Genomic DNA, 16398 nt, shown 5'->3' on the forward strand with positions numbered 1-16398 from the left:
CATGCGGCGCAACATGCAGCCGAAATGACGAATACCCTTTTCAGATCAGCACCCTGATCACACCGGCACACTGCTTGCTTCCGGTGCACGCCACACATGGCGCACCAATTCAAAGCGCCAACCTGAAATCCGGGAGCATGCAGTGAGCCAATTCCAAACCAGCACCGACGTGCTGTTCATCCTGCTCGGGGCGATCATGATTCTGGCGATGCACGCCGGCTTCGCCTTTCTCGAGCTCGGCACCGTCCGCAAGAAAAACCAGGTCAACGCGCTGGTCAAGATCCTCACCGATTTCGGTGTCTCCGCCATTGCCTATTTCTTCATCGGCTACGGCATCGCCTATGGCACCCACTTCCTCCAGCCGGTGCACGAGATTGCCAGCAACAGCGGCTACGAACTGGTGCGCTTCTTCTTCCTTCTGACCTTCGCCGCGGCGATTCCGGCCATCGTCTCCGGCGGCATTGCCGAACGCGCCAAATTCCACCCGCAATCGGCGGCGACCTTTTTGCTGGTCGGCTTCGTCTACCCCTTTTTCGAGGGGATGATGTGGAACAACAACTTCGGCGTACAGGACGGTTTCAAGTCCGTTTTCGGCGCACCGTTCCATGACTTCGCCGGCTCGGTCGTCGTCCACGCCGTCGGCGGATGGATCGCACTGGCGGCCGTGCTGCTGCTCGGCGCACGCCGTGGCCGCTACCACAAGGATGGCGGCGTTGCCGCGCATCCACCGTCGAGCATTCCCTTCCTCGCGCTCGGGGCATGGATCCTCATCGTCGGCTGGTTCGGCTTCAACGTGATGAGCGCGCAAAAGGTCGCCGGCATCTCCGGTCTCGTTGCGATGAATTCGCTGATGGCCATGGTCGGCGGCACGCTGACCGCGATGTGGGCCGGCAAGAACGACCCCGGCTTCATCCACAACGGCCCGTTGGCCGGCCTCGTCGCCGTCTGCGCCGGCTCCGACGTGATGCACCCGCTGGGCGCACTGGTCGTCGGCGGCGTCGCCGGCGCCGGCTTCGTCTGGCTGTTCACCGTGGTGCAGAACCGCTGGAAGATCGACGACGTGCTCGGCGTCTGGCCGCTGCACGGCATCTGCGGCGCGTGGGGCGGCATCGCAGCGGGCCTCTTCGGTCTGGAAGCGCTCGGCGGTGCCGGCGGCGTCAGCTTTCTTGCCCAGCTGGTCGGCACGCTGATGGGCTGCACGATTGCCTTCGCCGGCGGCTTCGTCGTCTACGGCGTGCTGAAGAAAACCGTCGGCCTGCGCCTGTCGGACGAGGAGGAATTCAACGGCGCCGACCTGTCGATCCACAAGATCACCGCAACGCCGGAGCGTGAATCGAGCTGGTAAGCCGATCACAAGGGCATGGCCGGTGCGGGCATGCGGGCTGTTCACGAGATAGGCAGCGTCGCCCGGTGTCCGGCCATCCGGTTCAGCCGCGTCGACCCGGCCACCCGCATCGTCATGCGCCGGCCGGACGCCAACGCAAAATGACTGCGGGACAGGGCGATTACGGCGGTCGCGCCGATGGCCGTGAATACGCGGCGCGAAGACCGCCCGCGACAACCGGCTAGTCGAGCATGGCTTCCGCCTCGATTTCGATCAGCCATTCGGGCAAGGACAGCCCGCTGACGATGATCCACGATGACGGCGGCGGATCGTTCGGGAAACGCTGCCGCAATGCCGCCACGATCTGGTCCTGTTCCTCCCTCGCGGCTTCACAGATGTAGATCCGCAGCATCACCACCTGTTCCAGCCCGGCGCCCGCGGCGGCCAGCACGCGCTCGATATTGTCGAACGCCGCATCGGTCTGCTCCCGCAATCCGGGCCCGACGGTTCGCTCGCTGGCGTCAACGCCGACCTGTCCGGACAGCAGCATCCGGCGTTGCCCACTGACAATGGCAGCCTGACTGAAGCCGTATTGCCGCGTATTGAATACGCTATCTGGATTGAGGACGGTTTTGGTCATGATCGATTCCTGGTCTGTGTGTCGGCGCAGCAGCGATGGAGGACGGACCCCGGCTGCGCCCCACCGGCAGACCGGGCCGCTGCGCGAGAGTTCACCGGAGCAATCTCGCGCCAAGCCCCTCCGGACCGGAAGCACCTCCCAAAGCGGCAACCCCATGCGCCATGTCTATGCCCGGCGCCACGCCGCAACCGGCCGATCGATCGGCGCCAGCGGGGAAACGCCATGCAGGGAACACCGCCTTGCCACTGGGCATTCACCTGCCCGACTGCACCTCGTGAATTCGCAGCCCTGCACTCCCCTGGCATCCGGGCGGGTGATCCGGCCGATGATGACGCTCAGGCGCTGTTTCCACCGGGAAGCCCCCCTTAAGGGATGCCGCTGCTCACCGGGCCGCAGTAGGCGGGTCCGGTCAATTTTCACCCGGCAACAATTCACCCGCCTGCTGAAAATACCGCGCAAGCCCTGAACGCGCTGGCTTGACGCACCGATAGCACGATGACCAACTTGAAGTTGGTTGTCTGACAGCAACTGACCTGATCACCCGGTCGGTCGCATACTGGTAGGCCTCTGATCCGTCTGAAGAGGTCCGCTCATGATTGCCGTCCGTTTTCCCCGTGCCGTGCTGGCAAGCGTACTCGCAAGCAGCCTGATGCTGCTGCCCCTGCAGGAGGCGGACGCCTGCACCCGACTGGTCTACTTCGGCGCGCACGGTCAGGTCGTGACCGCCCGTTCGATGGACTGGAAGAGCGACGTGGCCACCAACCTGTGGGTCATGCCGCGCGGGACGCCACGGACCGGCGAGGCCGGGCCGAATTCGCTGCGCTGGACCTCGAAGTACGGCAGCGTCATCGCCACCGGCTATGACGTCTCGACCACCGACGGCCTCAACGAAGCCGGACTCGTCGCCAACGTGCTGTGGCTGGCCGAATCGCAGTACCCCGAATACGACGGCAAGGGCAAACCGGGCCTGTCGATCGCACTGTGGGCGCAGTACGCGCTCGACAACTTCGCCACCGTGGCCGAAGCCGTCGCCGCGCTGGAGAAACAGCCCTTCACCATCGTCACCGACAATGTTCCCGGCGAGGAGCGCCTGACCACGCTGCACCTGTCGCTGTCCGATGCCGGCGGAGACAGCGCCATCATCGAATACATCGGTGGCAAGCAGGTCATCCACCATGGCCGGCAGTATCAGGTCATGACCAATTCGCCGACGTTCGACCAGCAGCTCGCCCTCAACAGCTACTGGCAGCAGATCGGCGGCACGGTGATGCTGCCCGGCACCAACCGAGCGTCGGACCGCTTTGCCCGCGCGGCGTTCTACGTCAACGCGATTCCCAAGGACGACAACCCCAACCGCGCAGTGGCCAGCGTCTTCAGCGTGATCCGCAACGTCTCGGTACCGTACGGCATCAGCACGCCGGACGAGCCGAACATCTCGTCCACGCGCTGGCGCACCGTCGTCGATCACCAGCGCAAGCTGTACTTTTTCGAATCGGCGCTGACGCCGAACACTTTCTGGGTCGACCTCAAGCGCCTCGACCTGTCGGCCGGCGCACCGGTGCTGAAACTCGATCTCGGCAAGGACCAGGACCACACGTACGCCGGCGATGCAACCGCGCAGTTCAAGCCGGCCAAGCCGTTCAAGTTCCTCGGCCTGGGCAGCTAAGACCGGAACGATGCCCCGCTCATCCCTTCAGCTCGCCGGTCAATGCCTCTGCGACGCTGTCCAGCACAGCATTGCCGACGGGCTCGTCTACGCGCTCAACTGCCGCAGCACCCGCACGCGACCGGTTCAGAAAGCGTCACGAGCCCCCTAACGTTTGAATTGATGGGCGCCGTGAGGCGTCCCGTTGAATGAGAGATTAGGCCGACGAGGCTTCATAGTGCGCGAGCCTTACCATTTTTTAAAAGAAACTCGCGTGCGGCCTGGTACAAGTCATTGTCTTCGATGAGTTTCGCCATAAGCTTCCCTTGCGAGTTTTCATAGGCAACAAACTTGCCATTCAAGACAAAAAACTCCTGCCAAGTGGCGGCTCCACTCTCCTCAAGAGCTGCAATTAACTCCAGCTCAGTAAATGTACGCATGGCTTAGGCCTGACTTTTGAAGTAACGGGCCGGCGTTAGCCGGTCCCGGTTGACTGAAGTGTTAGGTGCTTGGCTCCCCGGTTGAAACGTAGATAACATCGCGGCAGGTGGGTCATGTATTTGGACATGTCGGATAACACTGCGAACACACCAGTCCGCGCTTGTTCGCGCAGATGAGGGATTGCCTGCGCTATCGCCACTACAGCCTAAGCACCGAAAAAGCTTACATCTACTGGATAAAAACACTTTATCAGATTTAAGGGGCTACGCCACCCACCGGAAATGGGGTGACGGTAACAGATGTGTTTTCTAGTTCATCTGACGGTGGAACGCGATGGGTCGCCATCGACGCAAAGTACGTGCTGTCGGCACCGCTGTTCCTGAACAATGCCATTCTGGTAGTTGTCAGTACCCTCTGTTTAAACGTAGATGTTGCATGCCCACCCGGCTCGCGACGCATGACGCCTCCTCGGCACGATTGACGCAGGTCCGGACCCGGCGCTGCGCATGGTTTTCCTTAAGATGGATCACCGACAACGGCCTACCGCAGTCCAAACTTTCGATCGGATCGAGTTTGCCAGATCCCCCCGCCTTCTCCGTGAGGTGACGTCATTCCGAACATCTCACCGATGCGTCATCGTTCCTATCGCACATTCGAGCCGGCCTAAGGGCCACTTCGGCCAGCCCCCGGCGGTGCGTTAGTGGCGGTTGTCGTCATGTGTGTCGACGGCGATCGCGGGTTCTACAACATCGAGGCGACCGATCAGCGTCCAACGCGCAGCTCGAATCCAGAATGCCATCGACCGTTGTGGCCGCACGTTTGCATTCAAAGCCCATCGTGCTACCAAGCCCCCATGATCACTTTTTAACATCATTCATTTCAATTATTGACAGAAAACAGCAAGAAAAATTAAGATACATATCCCAGATATGTTGGATAAACCCATCGTCGATGGGCTGCAACACTCCGCTTTTGTATGGGTTTCTCAAGAAAGATTCACACAACAATCCTGAATGAATTGGAAGACCAATGTCGAAGAAGGTTCTACTTACCGTTGATGATGGCCCGTCGGACAATACGATGGCTCTTGTTGACCATCTGATGCAACGAGAAATTACTGCGGTCATGTTCTTTCTAGGCAGGTGCATGGAGGCCTATCCACACGCAGTGGATTATGCAATTCAACGAGGCACTGTCATCGGAAATCACAGTTACTCTCATGCAGCCTTCTCACAGATCAGTTATGAACAGGGCATTATTGAAATTGAAAGAACAGAAAAATTGATTGTCGATGCCTACAAGCGAAATGGAGTGGAAAGGCAGGCTAAAATTTTCCGCTTTCCTTATACCGACCAAGGCGGCAATAATTTTGCAAGATTTCAGGAATACTTGATACATAACCAGTTTGAGCACCTGGATACGAATTTTGTGAATTACGAATGGTTCAGTAATTCCGCCACCAAGAACCACATCGACATCGGAGTTACATTTGCCTGCTGGGATTGGGAACTCTGGAGTAGCTGCCATTTTAAATTGGCGGACTTGCGACAGAATCTGAGAAAAAATGTCGAGCCGTCCATGGGCAGTTTTACCGAGGGAGCCAGCGGCGAGGTCTTGGTCATTCATGACAGCAATTGGCGAGGGGAACAAGGCGAGTTCCATTTCGATATAATTCTGGAAGAACTGGAACGAATGAACGTCCAATTCGTGAAGCCTGTTCCATCGAGACCAACGCTCAGCCAAATGCTTGAAACCACGGTTTAACAGCGCCGGCCTCCCACAAAGGGCATCGCGAGCGGCACATTCATGCAAACAGGAATACCGAACGGGAAATGAAAAAAGCCGCCGGCAAGGCCGGCGGCGTCAATCACGGGTCGTGGGGGGTATCACACCCGTTGCTTCACCATCTGCAACAGCTCGGCCACGTCGGCGGGCCGGGTGTTGCCGCTTTCCTTGTCGATGATCGAGCTGTAGACGTGCGGCATGACCCTGGGCACGCCGGCGTCGAGGCAGACCTGCAGGATCTCGCCGAAGTTGGCGAGGTCGATTCCGCCGGTCGGTTCGATCATCTCCAGCCCGTGGCTCGCGCAGCTTTTCGCCAGCACTTCCAGCTCGGCCAGCGATTTCAGCCCGCCCATCGGGAAGAACTTGGCCGCGTGCGCGCCCTGGTCGCGGATCATCAGTACCGCCGTATCGGTATCGACCAGCGCCGGCACCTCGGCACCGCTGCCGGCAACACCGGTCGAGACGATCACCTTGCCCGGCGTACCGGTCGGGCGGACCAGCGCGTTGATGCGGGTGTTGGTCACGCCGCGTGCCGCCAGCGCACCGGCCGCGAAGCCGGCGCCGCTGAAGGTCTGGTTGACGTGGCCCGGCGCGGTCGCCGCGGCGATCATCGCCGCCTTGTAGAACTGCGCCGGATCGCCGGCGCCGAGGCCGACCGACACGCAGACCCTGTCCTGCCACTGCCTTGCGGCGACGACGCCCTCCTCGACCGTGTCGAAACGTGCCGACAGCAGGCCGATGGCCGCATGCCCTTCGGCGGCTTCGAACGCGGCGGCGGCGTTGTCGAGGTCGCGCGCCAGCACGTTGATCGCGACGCGATCGTGATAGAACGAAATGGCTTGCTGCATCATGCATTCTCCTTCGCGGTGTTCTCCTGCAAGCACGCGCCGGCCAGCTGCCGCAGTCGCGCGACGATGACGGCGAGGTCGTCGCCCTGCAGCGGTCGCGGGTCGATGCTGAACACGCCGGCGTTGAGGTAGTACTTGCGGGTGTAGATGGCCGGACTGCCGCCGCGCAGCTGCGCTTCGATCGCCGCCGCGTCGACGCCGAGCACGTCGGCATGAACGCGGACGCGGGCGCGGTAGATCTCGCGGCCGGCTTCGTCCTGCTCCAGTTCGGCCGACAGGCCGCGGATGCCGTTGACCTCGGCGATCGCCGCTTCGAGCGCCGGAATGTCGGCGCGGCCGTCGTGCTTGTGCACTGCATAGCGGTCCAGCGCCTTGACCAGCCCCAGCATGCATTCCTTGCCGATCTTCATCGGCCGGCCGATGCCGTGGTACTGCGCCTTGCACGCGCCGATCAGCGCCTTGCGGCCGGTGATGAAGCCCGAGGTCGGCGCGTCGATCGCCTTGGCGCCGCTGTAGATCACCAGATCGGCGCCGGCGGCGACGTACTTCTTCAGGTCTTCCTCGGCGGCAGCGTCGATGATCAGCGGCAGCCCGTGTTCGTGGGCGATGCGGATCATCTCCGCCAGCGGCACCATGCCCTTCTGCACCGCGTGGTGCGACTTCACGTACAGGATGGCCGCAGTACGCCCGGTGATCGCCGACGCCACATGGAAGGCTTCCGATTCGTTGGCCTGGCCGACTTCGACCGGCACGCCGCCGCCGAGGCGGACCATCGTCGTCACCGGCGCGCCGTAGTTGACGCTGTGGCCCTTGAGCAGGATCACCTCGTTGGCCAGGCCCGAACTGTCGGGCAGCCGCTCGACCAGATTCGGATCGCCCTTCGAGATCACCGCGGCGACCGAGATCGCGATCCCGGCCGATGCGCTCGAGGTGACGCAGCTGTCTTCGGCGCCGGTATGCGTCGAGATCAGCTCGCCGACGCGGTCGATCAGCGTGTCGATCTCGACGTAGTTCGATGCGGCCTCGGCGACTTCGTCCATCACCGTCCTGTCGACGGCCGAAACACCGAGGATGGTCATCTTGCCGCAGGCGTTGATCACCCGCTTCAGGCCGATGCGTTCGTAGATGTTCATCATGATCCCCTTAGAGAATGCCGGTGATCGAGCAGACCAGGCTGAAGGCGACGACCGACAGCAGGATCACCGTGTAGCGCGGGCCTTTCTTCAGCATGTACAGGTAGATCGCGAACACCGCGGCCAGCGGCAGCAGCCCCGGCACGATCGAGTCGAGCACCTGCTGCACCACCACTTCCGAGCCCTGCAGGAAGCTGAACTTCAGCGGCGTCGAGAGCTTGACGTAGCTGGCGGCGAGCGCGCCCATCATGATCAGGCCGAGCACGTTGGCGCCGTAGATCAGTTCCTTGATCTTGCCGCCCTGCAACAGCGTGACGATGGATTCGCGGCCGAGCTTGTAGCCCTTGTGGCACAGCGCGTAGCTGATGCCGATGGTGATGCCGGTGTACAGCACCAGCGGCGCGATCCCGCCCATGGCGCTGCCCTTGGCGGCGAACGGGATGAACAGCGCGATCAGCAGCGGCATCAGCGCCGCCCAGATGATCGAATCGCCGACGCCGGCCAAGGCGCCCATCAGCCCGGTCTTGATGCCGATGATCGACGAATCGGTGATCGGCTCGCCGCGGGTCTTCTGCTCTTCCATCGCGATCGCCACGCCCTGGATGATCCCGCCCATCACGCCTTCGGTATTGAAGAAGTTCAGGTGGCGTTTCAACGCTTCGGCCTGCTCTTCCTTGTTCGGATAGAGCTTCTTCAGCACCGGCGTCATCGACGCGCAGAAGATCAGGCTTTGCAGGCGCTCGTACGAGTTCGAGACTTCGGCGCCCATGTAGTAGATCAGCCAGGACTTGGTGATGTCGGCCTTGGTCAGCAGTGGACCGTGCTGGACGTCCGAGACGGCTTTGTCGGTAACGGTAGCGTTCATGATCATGCTTCCTCGTTCTTGCCAAAACTGCGGATCAGGAAGGCGATGCAGGTGCCGAAGATGGCCACTGCCATGATGTCGACCTTCAGGTAGAGCACGGCGAAGAAGCCGGCAACGAAGTAGGGAATCAGCGTCTTCTTGCCGATCACCATGATGGTGATCGCGAAGCCCAGCGCCGGCAGGATGCCGCCCATGATCTCGAACGAGTGGGTCAGCCAGCGCGGCATGAAGGCGAGGAACTGCTCGACCACGGACTGGCCGAAGTAGTTGGCCGCAAACACCACCGGGAAGCGGATCACGAAGCCCATCAGTGCCGGCCACAGGAAGGCGCAGCGCATGATGCCGGCGGTGTTGCAGGTCTCGGCGTGCTTGTCGGCCATGTGGACCCACGCGGCGTTGATCGTCCGGCGCAGCTGGTCGACGAAGACGCCGATCACGCCGAACGGAATCGCCAGCGCGATCGCCAGATTGGCGTCCATGCCGGTCTTCACCGCGATCGGCAGCGCGATGCACGCCGCCAGCGCCGGGTCGGACGGCACGTTGCCGCCCGGCGTCGACGTCACGCCGAGGTAGACCAACTGGATGCCGGCGCCGACGATCATCGCCGTCTGCATGTCGCCGGTGATCAGGCCGACGAACACGGCGATCACGATCGGCTGCACCAGCATGCCGGAGAAGGTGTAACCCAGCCGCAGGCGGGCGAACCAGTAGTACAGACCCATCAGGGTCGCGAGCATCAGGGTACTCATGACGAGGCTCCTCGTTCAGGGTGGGTTACAGACGCTTGAGGATGTCGGCCAGCTTTTGCGGCTTGTCTTCCGGAATCGTCTGGAAGTACACGTCGACCCCGCGTTCCTGCAGGTCGCGCAGCGTGACCTCGTCGGCGTCGTCGAGCGTGATGTTCTGGAACACCACCTTGCGGCCCGGGCCGCCACCGAGGCCGCCGACCTGGATCTGCGCGATGTCGAAGCCGTCGATCACGGCCTGGCGCACCGACGCCAGATTCGGGAACAGCACCAGCACGTTGCCGGCGCCGAGCTGGTCCTCGCGCCATTGCTGGCAGAAGCCGGCGACGCCGAAACAGTCGACCTTGATGTTGGGCGGCGCGGCCATCATGAAGATGTTCTTCATGAACGGATCGGCGTCGAGCTCGTCGCTGACCACGGCGATGCGGTTGGCCTGAGACTGGCCGACCCACTTGGTGACGACCTGACCGTGGATCAGGCGGCTGTCGATACGGCAAAGGACGATTTTGGCCATGATGGTTCTCCCTGGAATTGAATGAGGTTCAGCGTTGCTGCAGGCTTTTGACGATGTTCTTGAAGCTGTTGCGGCCGACGTCGACGAGGTCGTCGACCTGGTCGGCCAGCCGGCCTTCGTCGCGCAGGTCGAGCGCAGCGAGCATCAGCGTCGCGTTGAGGCCGGTGATCACGCCGATGTCGAAATCGGCCGAGAGGCGCGCGGCGACGTTCGAGGTCGAGCCGCCGGTGAAGTCGGCGATGATCAGCGAGCCGGCCGGCATCGCCTCGACCCGGGCTTTCACCTTCTCGTAGAACTCGCCCATGGTGTCGACCGGCATCAGCGCCAGATCGGACACACCGTGGATTTCGCCGGCAACCATCTTCAGGCAGTCGATCAGGTTGGCACCCCAGCCACCGTGGGTGAGCGTGAGGATTTCGGATACGGGTTGATTCATCAGACTTCTCCTTGTCGGTATGTGCGGCCCTGAAACCGGCCTTGCCCCCATTACCGCAAGATGCGTGCCAGTTTCTGTCACGCGATTGCCATCAGGAAACAAACTGCTTTCATATCAATGACTTGGACGATGAAAAACCGGCAAGACCCAACGGAAAGCCCGCCGGATCATGGCGCCCGGCAGCTGATGTGACAGATGCACGATCGACGGCAGCGTGCCGCGGGGACATCTGTCACGCGACAGTCGCGCAGGAGGGAGGGAAAGGACGGCAGCAGCGGCGCGCGTCACCGCGCCGACTGCGGCAAGCGGTCGGGCGGCGTGATGTTCCGGCGCTTACCGGAACAGCAGCTCGTAGATGTAGAAGTGCTCGGTCGCCGAGAGGCGGATGTTGTAGGCGGTCTCGATCGGCGCGAACGCGGCCTTGATGGCGGCGAATGCCGCATCGTTGACGGCGGCATCGGGTGGCAGCGTCATCTGTAGCGGTTTGCGGTCGATGACGATGCGCTCGACCATGCAGCAGCAGTGGATCATGAAGCGCAGTGTCACCTTGCGCGACGGCTTGATGTCGAGCTCGCCGCAGATCCGGTGGAACACGGCCTCGATTTCCTGCAGCACCCGGTGCGGGTTCAGCACCGAAATCTGGTTGATGATGCTTTCGATCGTCACCGTGGCGATGAACTTCATCGACACCTTTTCCAGCATCAGTTCGCGCTCGTCCGCGCTCATGCCGAAGTCGAGCATGTCCATCACCAGCTCGGCGCCGTGCTCGGAAAACAGCTCCTCCAGCGACAGGAAGGGCACGTCCGGCAAGCGCGGCAGGAAGGAGCCGATGATGCCGGCCAGCCGCTCGTTCTCTCCGATGTGCTGGCTGAGCCGGTCGAGCTGTTCGACCTCGGCATGGTCGAGCGTCAGCAGGCGGATCCGGTCGGTGAGCATGTCGTCGAACACGTCCTCGATCATCTTGCGGATCTTCACCGAGGTACCGAGCCCGGTGACGCACGACACGACGATGACCTTCACTTCGTCGGCTCCGGCCGGATCGTACAGGTCGTACTCCATCCCCTGCTGCGCCAGCAGCTCGCCCAGCACCTTGAGCTCGGTGGTCTCGAACGACAGATTCATCGCCACTTCGAGCAGGCCCAGCATCGTCACGTTGCGCAGCAGCAGCGTTTCGATCTTGAACATCTTGCGCACCACCGCGCCGAAGTGCACCAGCGAACCGAGGTCGACCGCGAGGATCAGCTTCTTGTACTGGTAGTGCGCCACCTGCTTGAGGAACAGCGCCAGCGTGTCGTGTACCGACTGTTCGAACGGCATGTTGATGGCGGTGACCAGCTCGCGGCCGATCAGCCGGTTCACGTAGTCGGCCATGCTGCTCGCGGTGCTGTCGCCGTGCGAGACCAGGATCATGCCGCAGTCCTGCTGCAGCCGGTGCGCATGCCGCTGCGACTTGAGCTCGGCCAGCAACAGGCACATGAAGATGAGCTCGGCCGACGGGCAGGTGATCAGGAAGGTTTCCTCGATCTTCCTGCACACCAGCCGGGCGTTGTCGTACTCGCCCTTGGCCGCGTCGGCGATCAGGTTGGCCGAGTACAGCCCCGGCACCTTGCCTTTCTTCACGTAGGCCAGCAGCGTCATCAGGTGGTTGCGCAGGTGGCCGGCAACGGTCTCGCTCATCTTGTAGCCGGTCAGCCCGTCGATGAAGGCGGTCAGCAGCTTGATCTTCTGCTCGATCTGCAGCCCGTAGACGCCGTCGAGCGTCGGCAGCGGTTCGACCCGGGCGTGATGGATCTTGTGCTCGAACACCGTCTGCAGTTTCTTGCGCAGGATCAGGCTGATCTCGTTGGCCGGAATCTGGCTGTTCTGCAGCCGCGTGTATTCGTCGGCCAGGTAGGCGTAAAACAGGTCGGCGTCCTTGCGTTCGAGCGGCAGCAAGGCGGTACGCTCGAGCTTCTGCACGTCGTCCGGCGCGATCGACAGCGTCTCGCCGGCCAGCAGCTCGTCGAGGATCAGCCGGGTACGGATGTCGGCGTGCGCGGCCTTGCCGTCGAGCCAGGATTCGTCGACGTTCAGCACCGCACAGCGCTGGGCGAACTGGTTCGCGTAGGCCTGGGCGCAGATGAACTGGATGTCGCTCTTGAGCTCGCCGATATTGGCCTCGTACTCGCGGCACAGCAGCTGGCCCAGCAAGGCCTTGCTCACCTTCAGCGCCAGCCCGGTCTTGCGGCTTTCGGCGTGGAAGAAGCGCACGATCATCTCCAGCCGCTCGTCGAACGAGCGCGCCGACAGCGGCGGCAGGTCGATGACCACCTGGATCCGGCGCAGGAAGGTGCGCAGCAGCGTCGACTTGATGTTCTCGGTGGTTGCGCAGATCAGCCGGATATTGCTGCTGATCTCCTTGTCGCTCGATCCCAGCCGGCGGTAGACCCCCTTGTCGAGGATCGAGAACAGCTTTTCCTGCCCCTCGAACGGCAGCCGGTGCACTTCGTCGAGAAACAGGAAACCGCCCTCGGCCTTGGCAACCAGCCCTTCCTTGGCCGCGGCGGCGCCGGTGAACGCACCCTGCTGGTGACCGAACAGGTGCGAGGTCAGCAGCTCCGGATTGTTGAAGTACTCGGAGCAGTTGAAATAGACGAAGGGCACCGCCGAATCGCGCGCATGGTCGGCAAAACGGTGCATCAGCTCGGCAAAGTAGGTCTTGCCGACGCCGGACGGGCCGGTGAGCATCACGTTCAGCCCGTTGGGCGGGTACAGTACCGCCGCCTTGCCCTTCTCGACCGCCTGTTTCAGGCTCTGGTCGTAGCCGATCAGCGCGGCAAACGGATCGGCATCGGCCGGTTCGGCGGCTTCGCCAAGCAGCTCGGCCAGTTCGCGCACCTCGTGCACGTCCGGGTCGAGTTCGGCGCCGAGCAGGGCTGCCGCCGCGGCGCGGTGCAGGAACAGCACCGGGCGGCTCTTGATCTTGATGACCTTGCCTTCGCTGCACAGCGCGTTCAGGTCCTGGCTGACCGAATTGCGCGCCACGCCGAGGTTATAGCCGATGGTTTCGGCATCGATGCCGCCACCGTCGCGCAGTGCCTGTACCTTGAGCTGCCGCGTCAGCCGTTCGAGCTCCTGATAGATCGTGTCCTTTCTGCGTACCGCCATTGCCCGCTCCGTCAAACCAGTCCCGATGATGCCAAAGGCCGCCGCCGGCCGCCTTGATCGTGACCAAGAGGTAGCACGGCATGGCCGCACCATGCCATTGGGGTTCGCCCGGCACGGCGTCGCAGGATTGAAACACGCCACTGCTACCCTCGCCGGCTTCAACCGTCGGAGCTCCCGAGGAGCGGACAGCATGGCGAATACCGTCTACAGCAAGACAGCCCGGGGCCAGGCCGAGATCGATGCGCGCAGTCTGGGTCTGTCGGCCAGGGCGCGCCGGCTGCTGATCCTGATCGACGGCCGGCGCACACTGGCGGAGATTGCCGTGATCCTCGGCCACGACACGCTGCCGCCGCTGCTCGCCGAACTGCAGGCGCAGGGCTGCATCGGCACACCCGGCGAGACCGCAAGCGAGGCCGGCGCGACCGTCGAGCCGGCCCCTGCGCCGTCCCCCGTGCAATCCGTGCCCCCGGCAGTGACACAGCAACCGAAGCCGATCGACGCACTCGACCCGATCCGCATCGTCAAGGCCAAGGAGTTGATGACCGAAAGTGCGCAGACCTTTCTCGGCCTGATGGGGCGCGGGCTGATCAGCGAAATCGAAGCGGTTTCCGACACGCCGGCACTGAAGAACGCCATCGCGCGCTGGAACATGGCCCTGCGCGAATCGCGCAAGGCCGGCCCCTACGCCGACGAGTTCGTCCAGGCGGTCAAGGTGCTCACCGGGCTCTAATCGCAACCGCGGCGCCAAGGCGCTTCGGCGCCGCGCCGGGCATGTTTATACTGGCGGTCGACCACAGGGCACCCAGCCCGTACAAATCAGGAGACTCGCCGGATGTTCGCCCGCCTTCGCTCGCCCCTTGCGGTACTTGCCGCCGCACTCTGCAGCGCCTCGCTGCTCGCACCGCTGCCGGCGCTGGCCGCAGCCAAGGGCGACACCTTCCCGCGTGCCGTGCTGTGGAAGATCGACAAACCGGGCGTGAAACCGTCGTACCTGTTCGGCACCGCCCATGTCAGCGACCCCAAGGTGACGCAGCTGTCGCCGCAGGTGCAGAAGGCATTCGATGACGCCGACACGGTCACCACCGAAGTGCGTATCGACTTCAACGGCATGATGGACTTCGCCAAACGCGTGCTGATGCCCGAAGGCGAGCTGCTTACCGACCAGATCGACACCAAGCACTACCAGAAGCTGCTGCCGGAACTCGCCGCACGCGATTACCCGGAAGTCGCCGCCAAGCGCATGAAGCCGTGGGCCGCGGCCATGCTGCTGATGGTGCCGAAGAAGAAGGCCGGCGATCTGCCGCTGGACCTGATGCTGGCGAAAATGGCGATCGAGGGCGGCAAGGAATACACCGGCCTAGAAACGATTTCCGAGCAGGCGTCGGTGTTCGAGACCATCCCGGCCGACAAGCAGAAGACGCTGCTGTATGCGCTGATCGACCAGCAACCCGACGTCGATGCCTACTACAGAAAGCTGGTCGCGATGTACGTGCAGCGCGACGTCGAAGGCATCGTCCGCTTCGCCGACAAGGACGAAGTCACCCTGCCCGCCGCCGACCAGGCCTTCTTCAACGACTGGAAGCAGAAGACGCTGATCGACGACCGCAACGACCGGATGGCCGAGCGCATGCAGCCGCAGCTGCTCAAGGGCGGCAGTTTCATCGCCGTCGGCGCGCTGCACCTGCCGGGCAAGACCGGCCTCGTCGCCCAGCTCAAAAAGCAGGGCTACACGCTGACCCCGATCGACGACCGCAAACGCAAGTAGTAGTCTGATCCCCCCTCCCGAAAGCCGGCTCGCCGGCTTTCGGCATTCTGGAGAACCCGTTCATGCAATACCGTACCCTGCCCGGTACCGAGCTCGACGTCTCGGCCATCTGCCTCGGCACGATGACCTTCGGCGAGCAGAACAGCGAAGCCGATGCCCACGCACAGCTCGATGCCGCCACCGCGGCCGGCGTCAACTTCATCGATACCGCCGAGATGTATCCGGTCCCGGCCCGGGCCGAAACGCAGGGACGCACCGAAGCCTACGTCGGCAGCTGGCTGGTGAAGCAGCCGCGTGACAAGGTCATCGTGGCCACCAAGGTCGCCGGACCGAACCGCGGCATGGACTGGATCCGCGGTGGCCCGCAACTGAACGCCGCGCAGATCGTCGCAGCCTGCGATGCCTCGCTCGCCCGGCTGCGGACCGATTACATCGACCTCTACCAGGTGCACTGGCCGGCACGCGCGGTGCCGATGTTCGGCACCAGCCAGTACGATCCGGCCGACGAAAAACCCGGCATGCCGGACCTCCACGAGCAGCTCGAAGCACTGTCCCGGCTAGTCACCGCCGGCAAGGTGCGCTACCTCGGCACGTCGAACGAAACCGCCTGGGGCGTGGCCCGCTGGGGCGCGGTTGCCGATGCCGCCGGCCTGCCGCGCATCAGGACGATCCAGAACGTCTACAACCTGATCAACCGGAGCTTCGAGACCGGCCTCGTCGAAGCCTGCCACCGCGAACAGGTATCGCTGCTGGTCTACAGCCCGCTGGCTTTCGGCCTCCTGAGCGGCAAGTACGTCGCCGACGCCCCAGCCGACGGCCGGCTGACGCGCTTTCCCGCCTTCGGCTCGCGCTACCGCAAACCGTTCGTCGACGAGGCCGTCGCCGCCTACGCGCAGCTCGCGCTCGAGCACGGCCTGAGCCCGGCCCAGCTGGCGCTGGCTTTCGTCAACAGCCGCTGGTTCGTCGCCAGCACCATCATCGGAGCCACGACGCTGGCGCAGCTGACCGAGAACATCGGCAGCAGCGGGATCCGGCTTTCCGCGGAACTCGAAGCCGGCATCGAAAAGCTATACCGTCAGTATCACAGTCCCGCTTTATAAACCGGTGAA

At 63.0% G+C, this 16398-nt stretch carries 15 protein-coding genes; 6 read left to right on the top strand and 9 right to left on the bottom strand.

The genetic code is table 11. The annotated features are described in order from the left end of the window. Nucleotides 1-142: 142 nt before the first annotated feature. A complete protein-coding gene (locus IE097_RS17115; protein ID WP_189462104.1) occupies nt 143-1345 on the top strand; it encodes an ammonium transporter in 1203 nt (400 codons plus the stop codon). Nucleotides 1346-1565: 220 nt separating this feature from the next. Here the strand turns inward: IE097_RS17115 and IE097_RS17120 are convergent, their stop codons facing one another. Beyond that, nucleotides 1566-1964 (bottom strand): RidA family protein, encoded by a 399-nt coding sequence (locus tag IE097_RS17120; RefSeq protein ID WP_189462106.1) that lies wholly within the window; start codon nt 1962-1964, stop codon nt 1566-1568. Between the two features lie 592 nt (nt 1965-2556). Between IE097_RS17120 and IE097_RS17125 the strand changes: the two genes are divergently transcribed. Further along, nucleotides 2557-3630, top strand: a complete 1074-nt coding sequence (locus IE097_RS17125) for a linear amide C-N hydrolase (RefSeq protein WP_189462108.1) — start codon at nt 2557-2559, stop codon at nt 3628-3630. A 212-nt stretch (nt 3631-3842) separates the two neighbouring features. On the opposite strand, the gene IE097_RS17130 is transcribed toward IE097_RS17125, so the two are convergent. Then, nucleotides 3843-4049, bottom strand: a complete 207-nt coding sequence (locus tag IE097_RS17130; protein WP_189462109.1) for a hypothetical protein — start codon at nt 4047-4049, stop codon at nt 3843-3845. A 1030-nt stretch (nt 4050-5079) separates the two neighbouring features. Here IE097_RS17130 and IE097_RS17135 point away from each other — a divergent pair. Beyond that, nucleotides 5080-5814, top strand: a complete 735-nt coding sequence (locus IE097_RS17135; RefSeq protein WP_189462111.1) for a polysaccharide deacetylase family protein — start codon at nt 5080-5082, stop codon at nt 5812-5814. Nucleotides 5815-5936: 122 nt separating this feature from the next. On the opposite strand, the gene dagF is transcribed toward IE097_RS17135, so the two are convergent. The 7 genes from dagF to dagR all read right to left on the bottom strand — a co-directional run bounded on the left by dagF (nt 5937) and on the right by dagR (nt 13524). After that, the gene (gene dagF / locus IE097_RS17140; RefSeq protein ID WP_189462113.1) at nt 5937-6686 is read right to left on the bottom strand and encodes a 2-dehydro-3-deoxy-phosphogluconate aldolase; all 750 of its coding nucleotides are present in this window, start codon (nt 6684-6686) and stop codon (nt 5937-5939) included. After that, entirely contained in the window at nt 6683-7816 is a 1134-nt protein-coding gene (gene dgaE / locus IE097_RS17145; protein WP_308429730.1) for a D-glucosaminate-6-phosphate ammonia lyase, read from the bottom strand. Before dgaE ends, dagF begins: the two co-directional genes overlap by 4 nt. Nucleotides 7817-7826: 10 nt before the next feature. Continuing rightward, a complete protein-coding gene (locus IE097_RS17150) occupies nt 7827-8681 on the bottom strand; it encodes a PTS system mannose/fructose/sorbose family transporter subunit IID (RefSeq protein ID WP_189462114.1) in 855 nt (284 codons plus the stop codon). A gap of 2 nt (nt 8682-8683) precedes the next feature. Next, nucleotides 8684-9430, bottom strand: a complete 747-nt coding sequence (locus tag IE097_RS17155) for a PTS mannose/fructose/sorbose/N-acetylgalactosamine transporter subunit IIC (protein ID WP_070527780.1) — start codon at nt 9428-9430, stop codon at nt 8684-8686. Nucleotides 9431-9455: 25 nt separating this feature from the next. After that, complete coding sequence (locus IE097_RS17160) at nt 9456-9941, bottom strand: PTS sugar transporter subunit IIB (protein ID WP_189462115.1); 486 nt, start codon at nt 9939-9941, stop codon at nt 9456-9458. A 28-nt stretch (nt 9942-9969) separates the two neighbouring features. Beyond that, nucleotides 9970-10377, bottom strand: coding sequence for a PTS sugar transporter subunit IIA (locus IE097_RS17165; RefSeq protein ID WP_189462117.1), 408 nt, complete (start codon nt 10375-10377; stop codon nt 9970-9972). Nucleotides 10378-10710: 333 nt separating this feature from the next. Then, on the bottom strand, nt 10711-13524 hold the full coding sequence (dagR, locus tag IE097_RS17170) for a transcriptional regulator DagR (protein ID WP_189462118.1): 2814 nt from the start codon (nt 13522-13524) through the stop codon (nt 10711-10713). A 190-nt stretch (nt 13525-13714) separates the two neighbouring features. Between dagR and IE097_RS17175 the strand changes: the two genes are divergently transcribed. From IE097_RS17175 to IE097_RS17185, 3 genes are all read left to right on the top strand, one after another. Further along, nucleotides 13715-14254, top strand: a complete 540-nt coding sequence (locus IE097_RS17175; protein WP_189462120.1) for a hypothetical protein — start codon at nt 13715-13717, stop codon at nt 14252-14254. A 102-nt stretch (nt 14255-14356) separates the two neighbouring features. Beyond that, nucleotides 14357-15289: a TraB/GumN family protein gene (locus IE097_RS17180; RefSeq protein ID WP_189462121.1), complete on the top strand. Its 933-nt coding sequence runs from the start codon at nt 14357-14359 to the stop codon at nt 15287-15289. 62 nt (nt 15290-15351) lie between these two features. Next, on the top strand, nt 15352-16389 hold the full coding sequence (locus IE097_RS17185; protein WP_189462123.1) for an aldo/keto reductase: 1038 nt from the start codon (nt 15352-15354) through the stop codon (nt 16387-16389). The last annotated feature ends 9 nt before the right edge of the window (nt 16390-16398 follow it).

Source organism: Jeongeupia chitinilytica, from assembly GCF_014652315.1.
In the GTDB taxonomy this organism is placed as follows: Bacteria; Pseudomonadota; Gammaproteobacteria; order Burkholderiales; family Chitinibacteraceae; genus Jeongeupia; species Jeongeupia chitinilytica.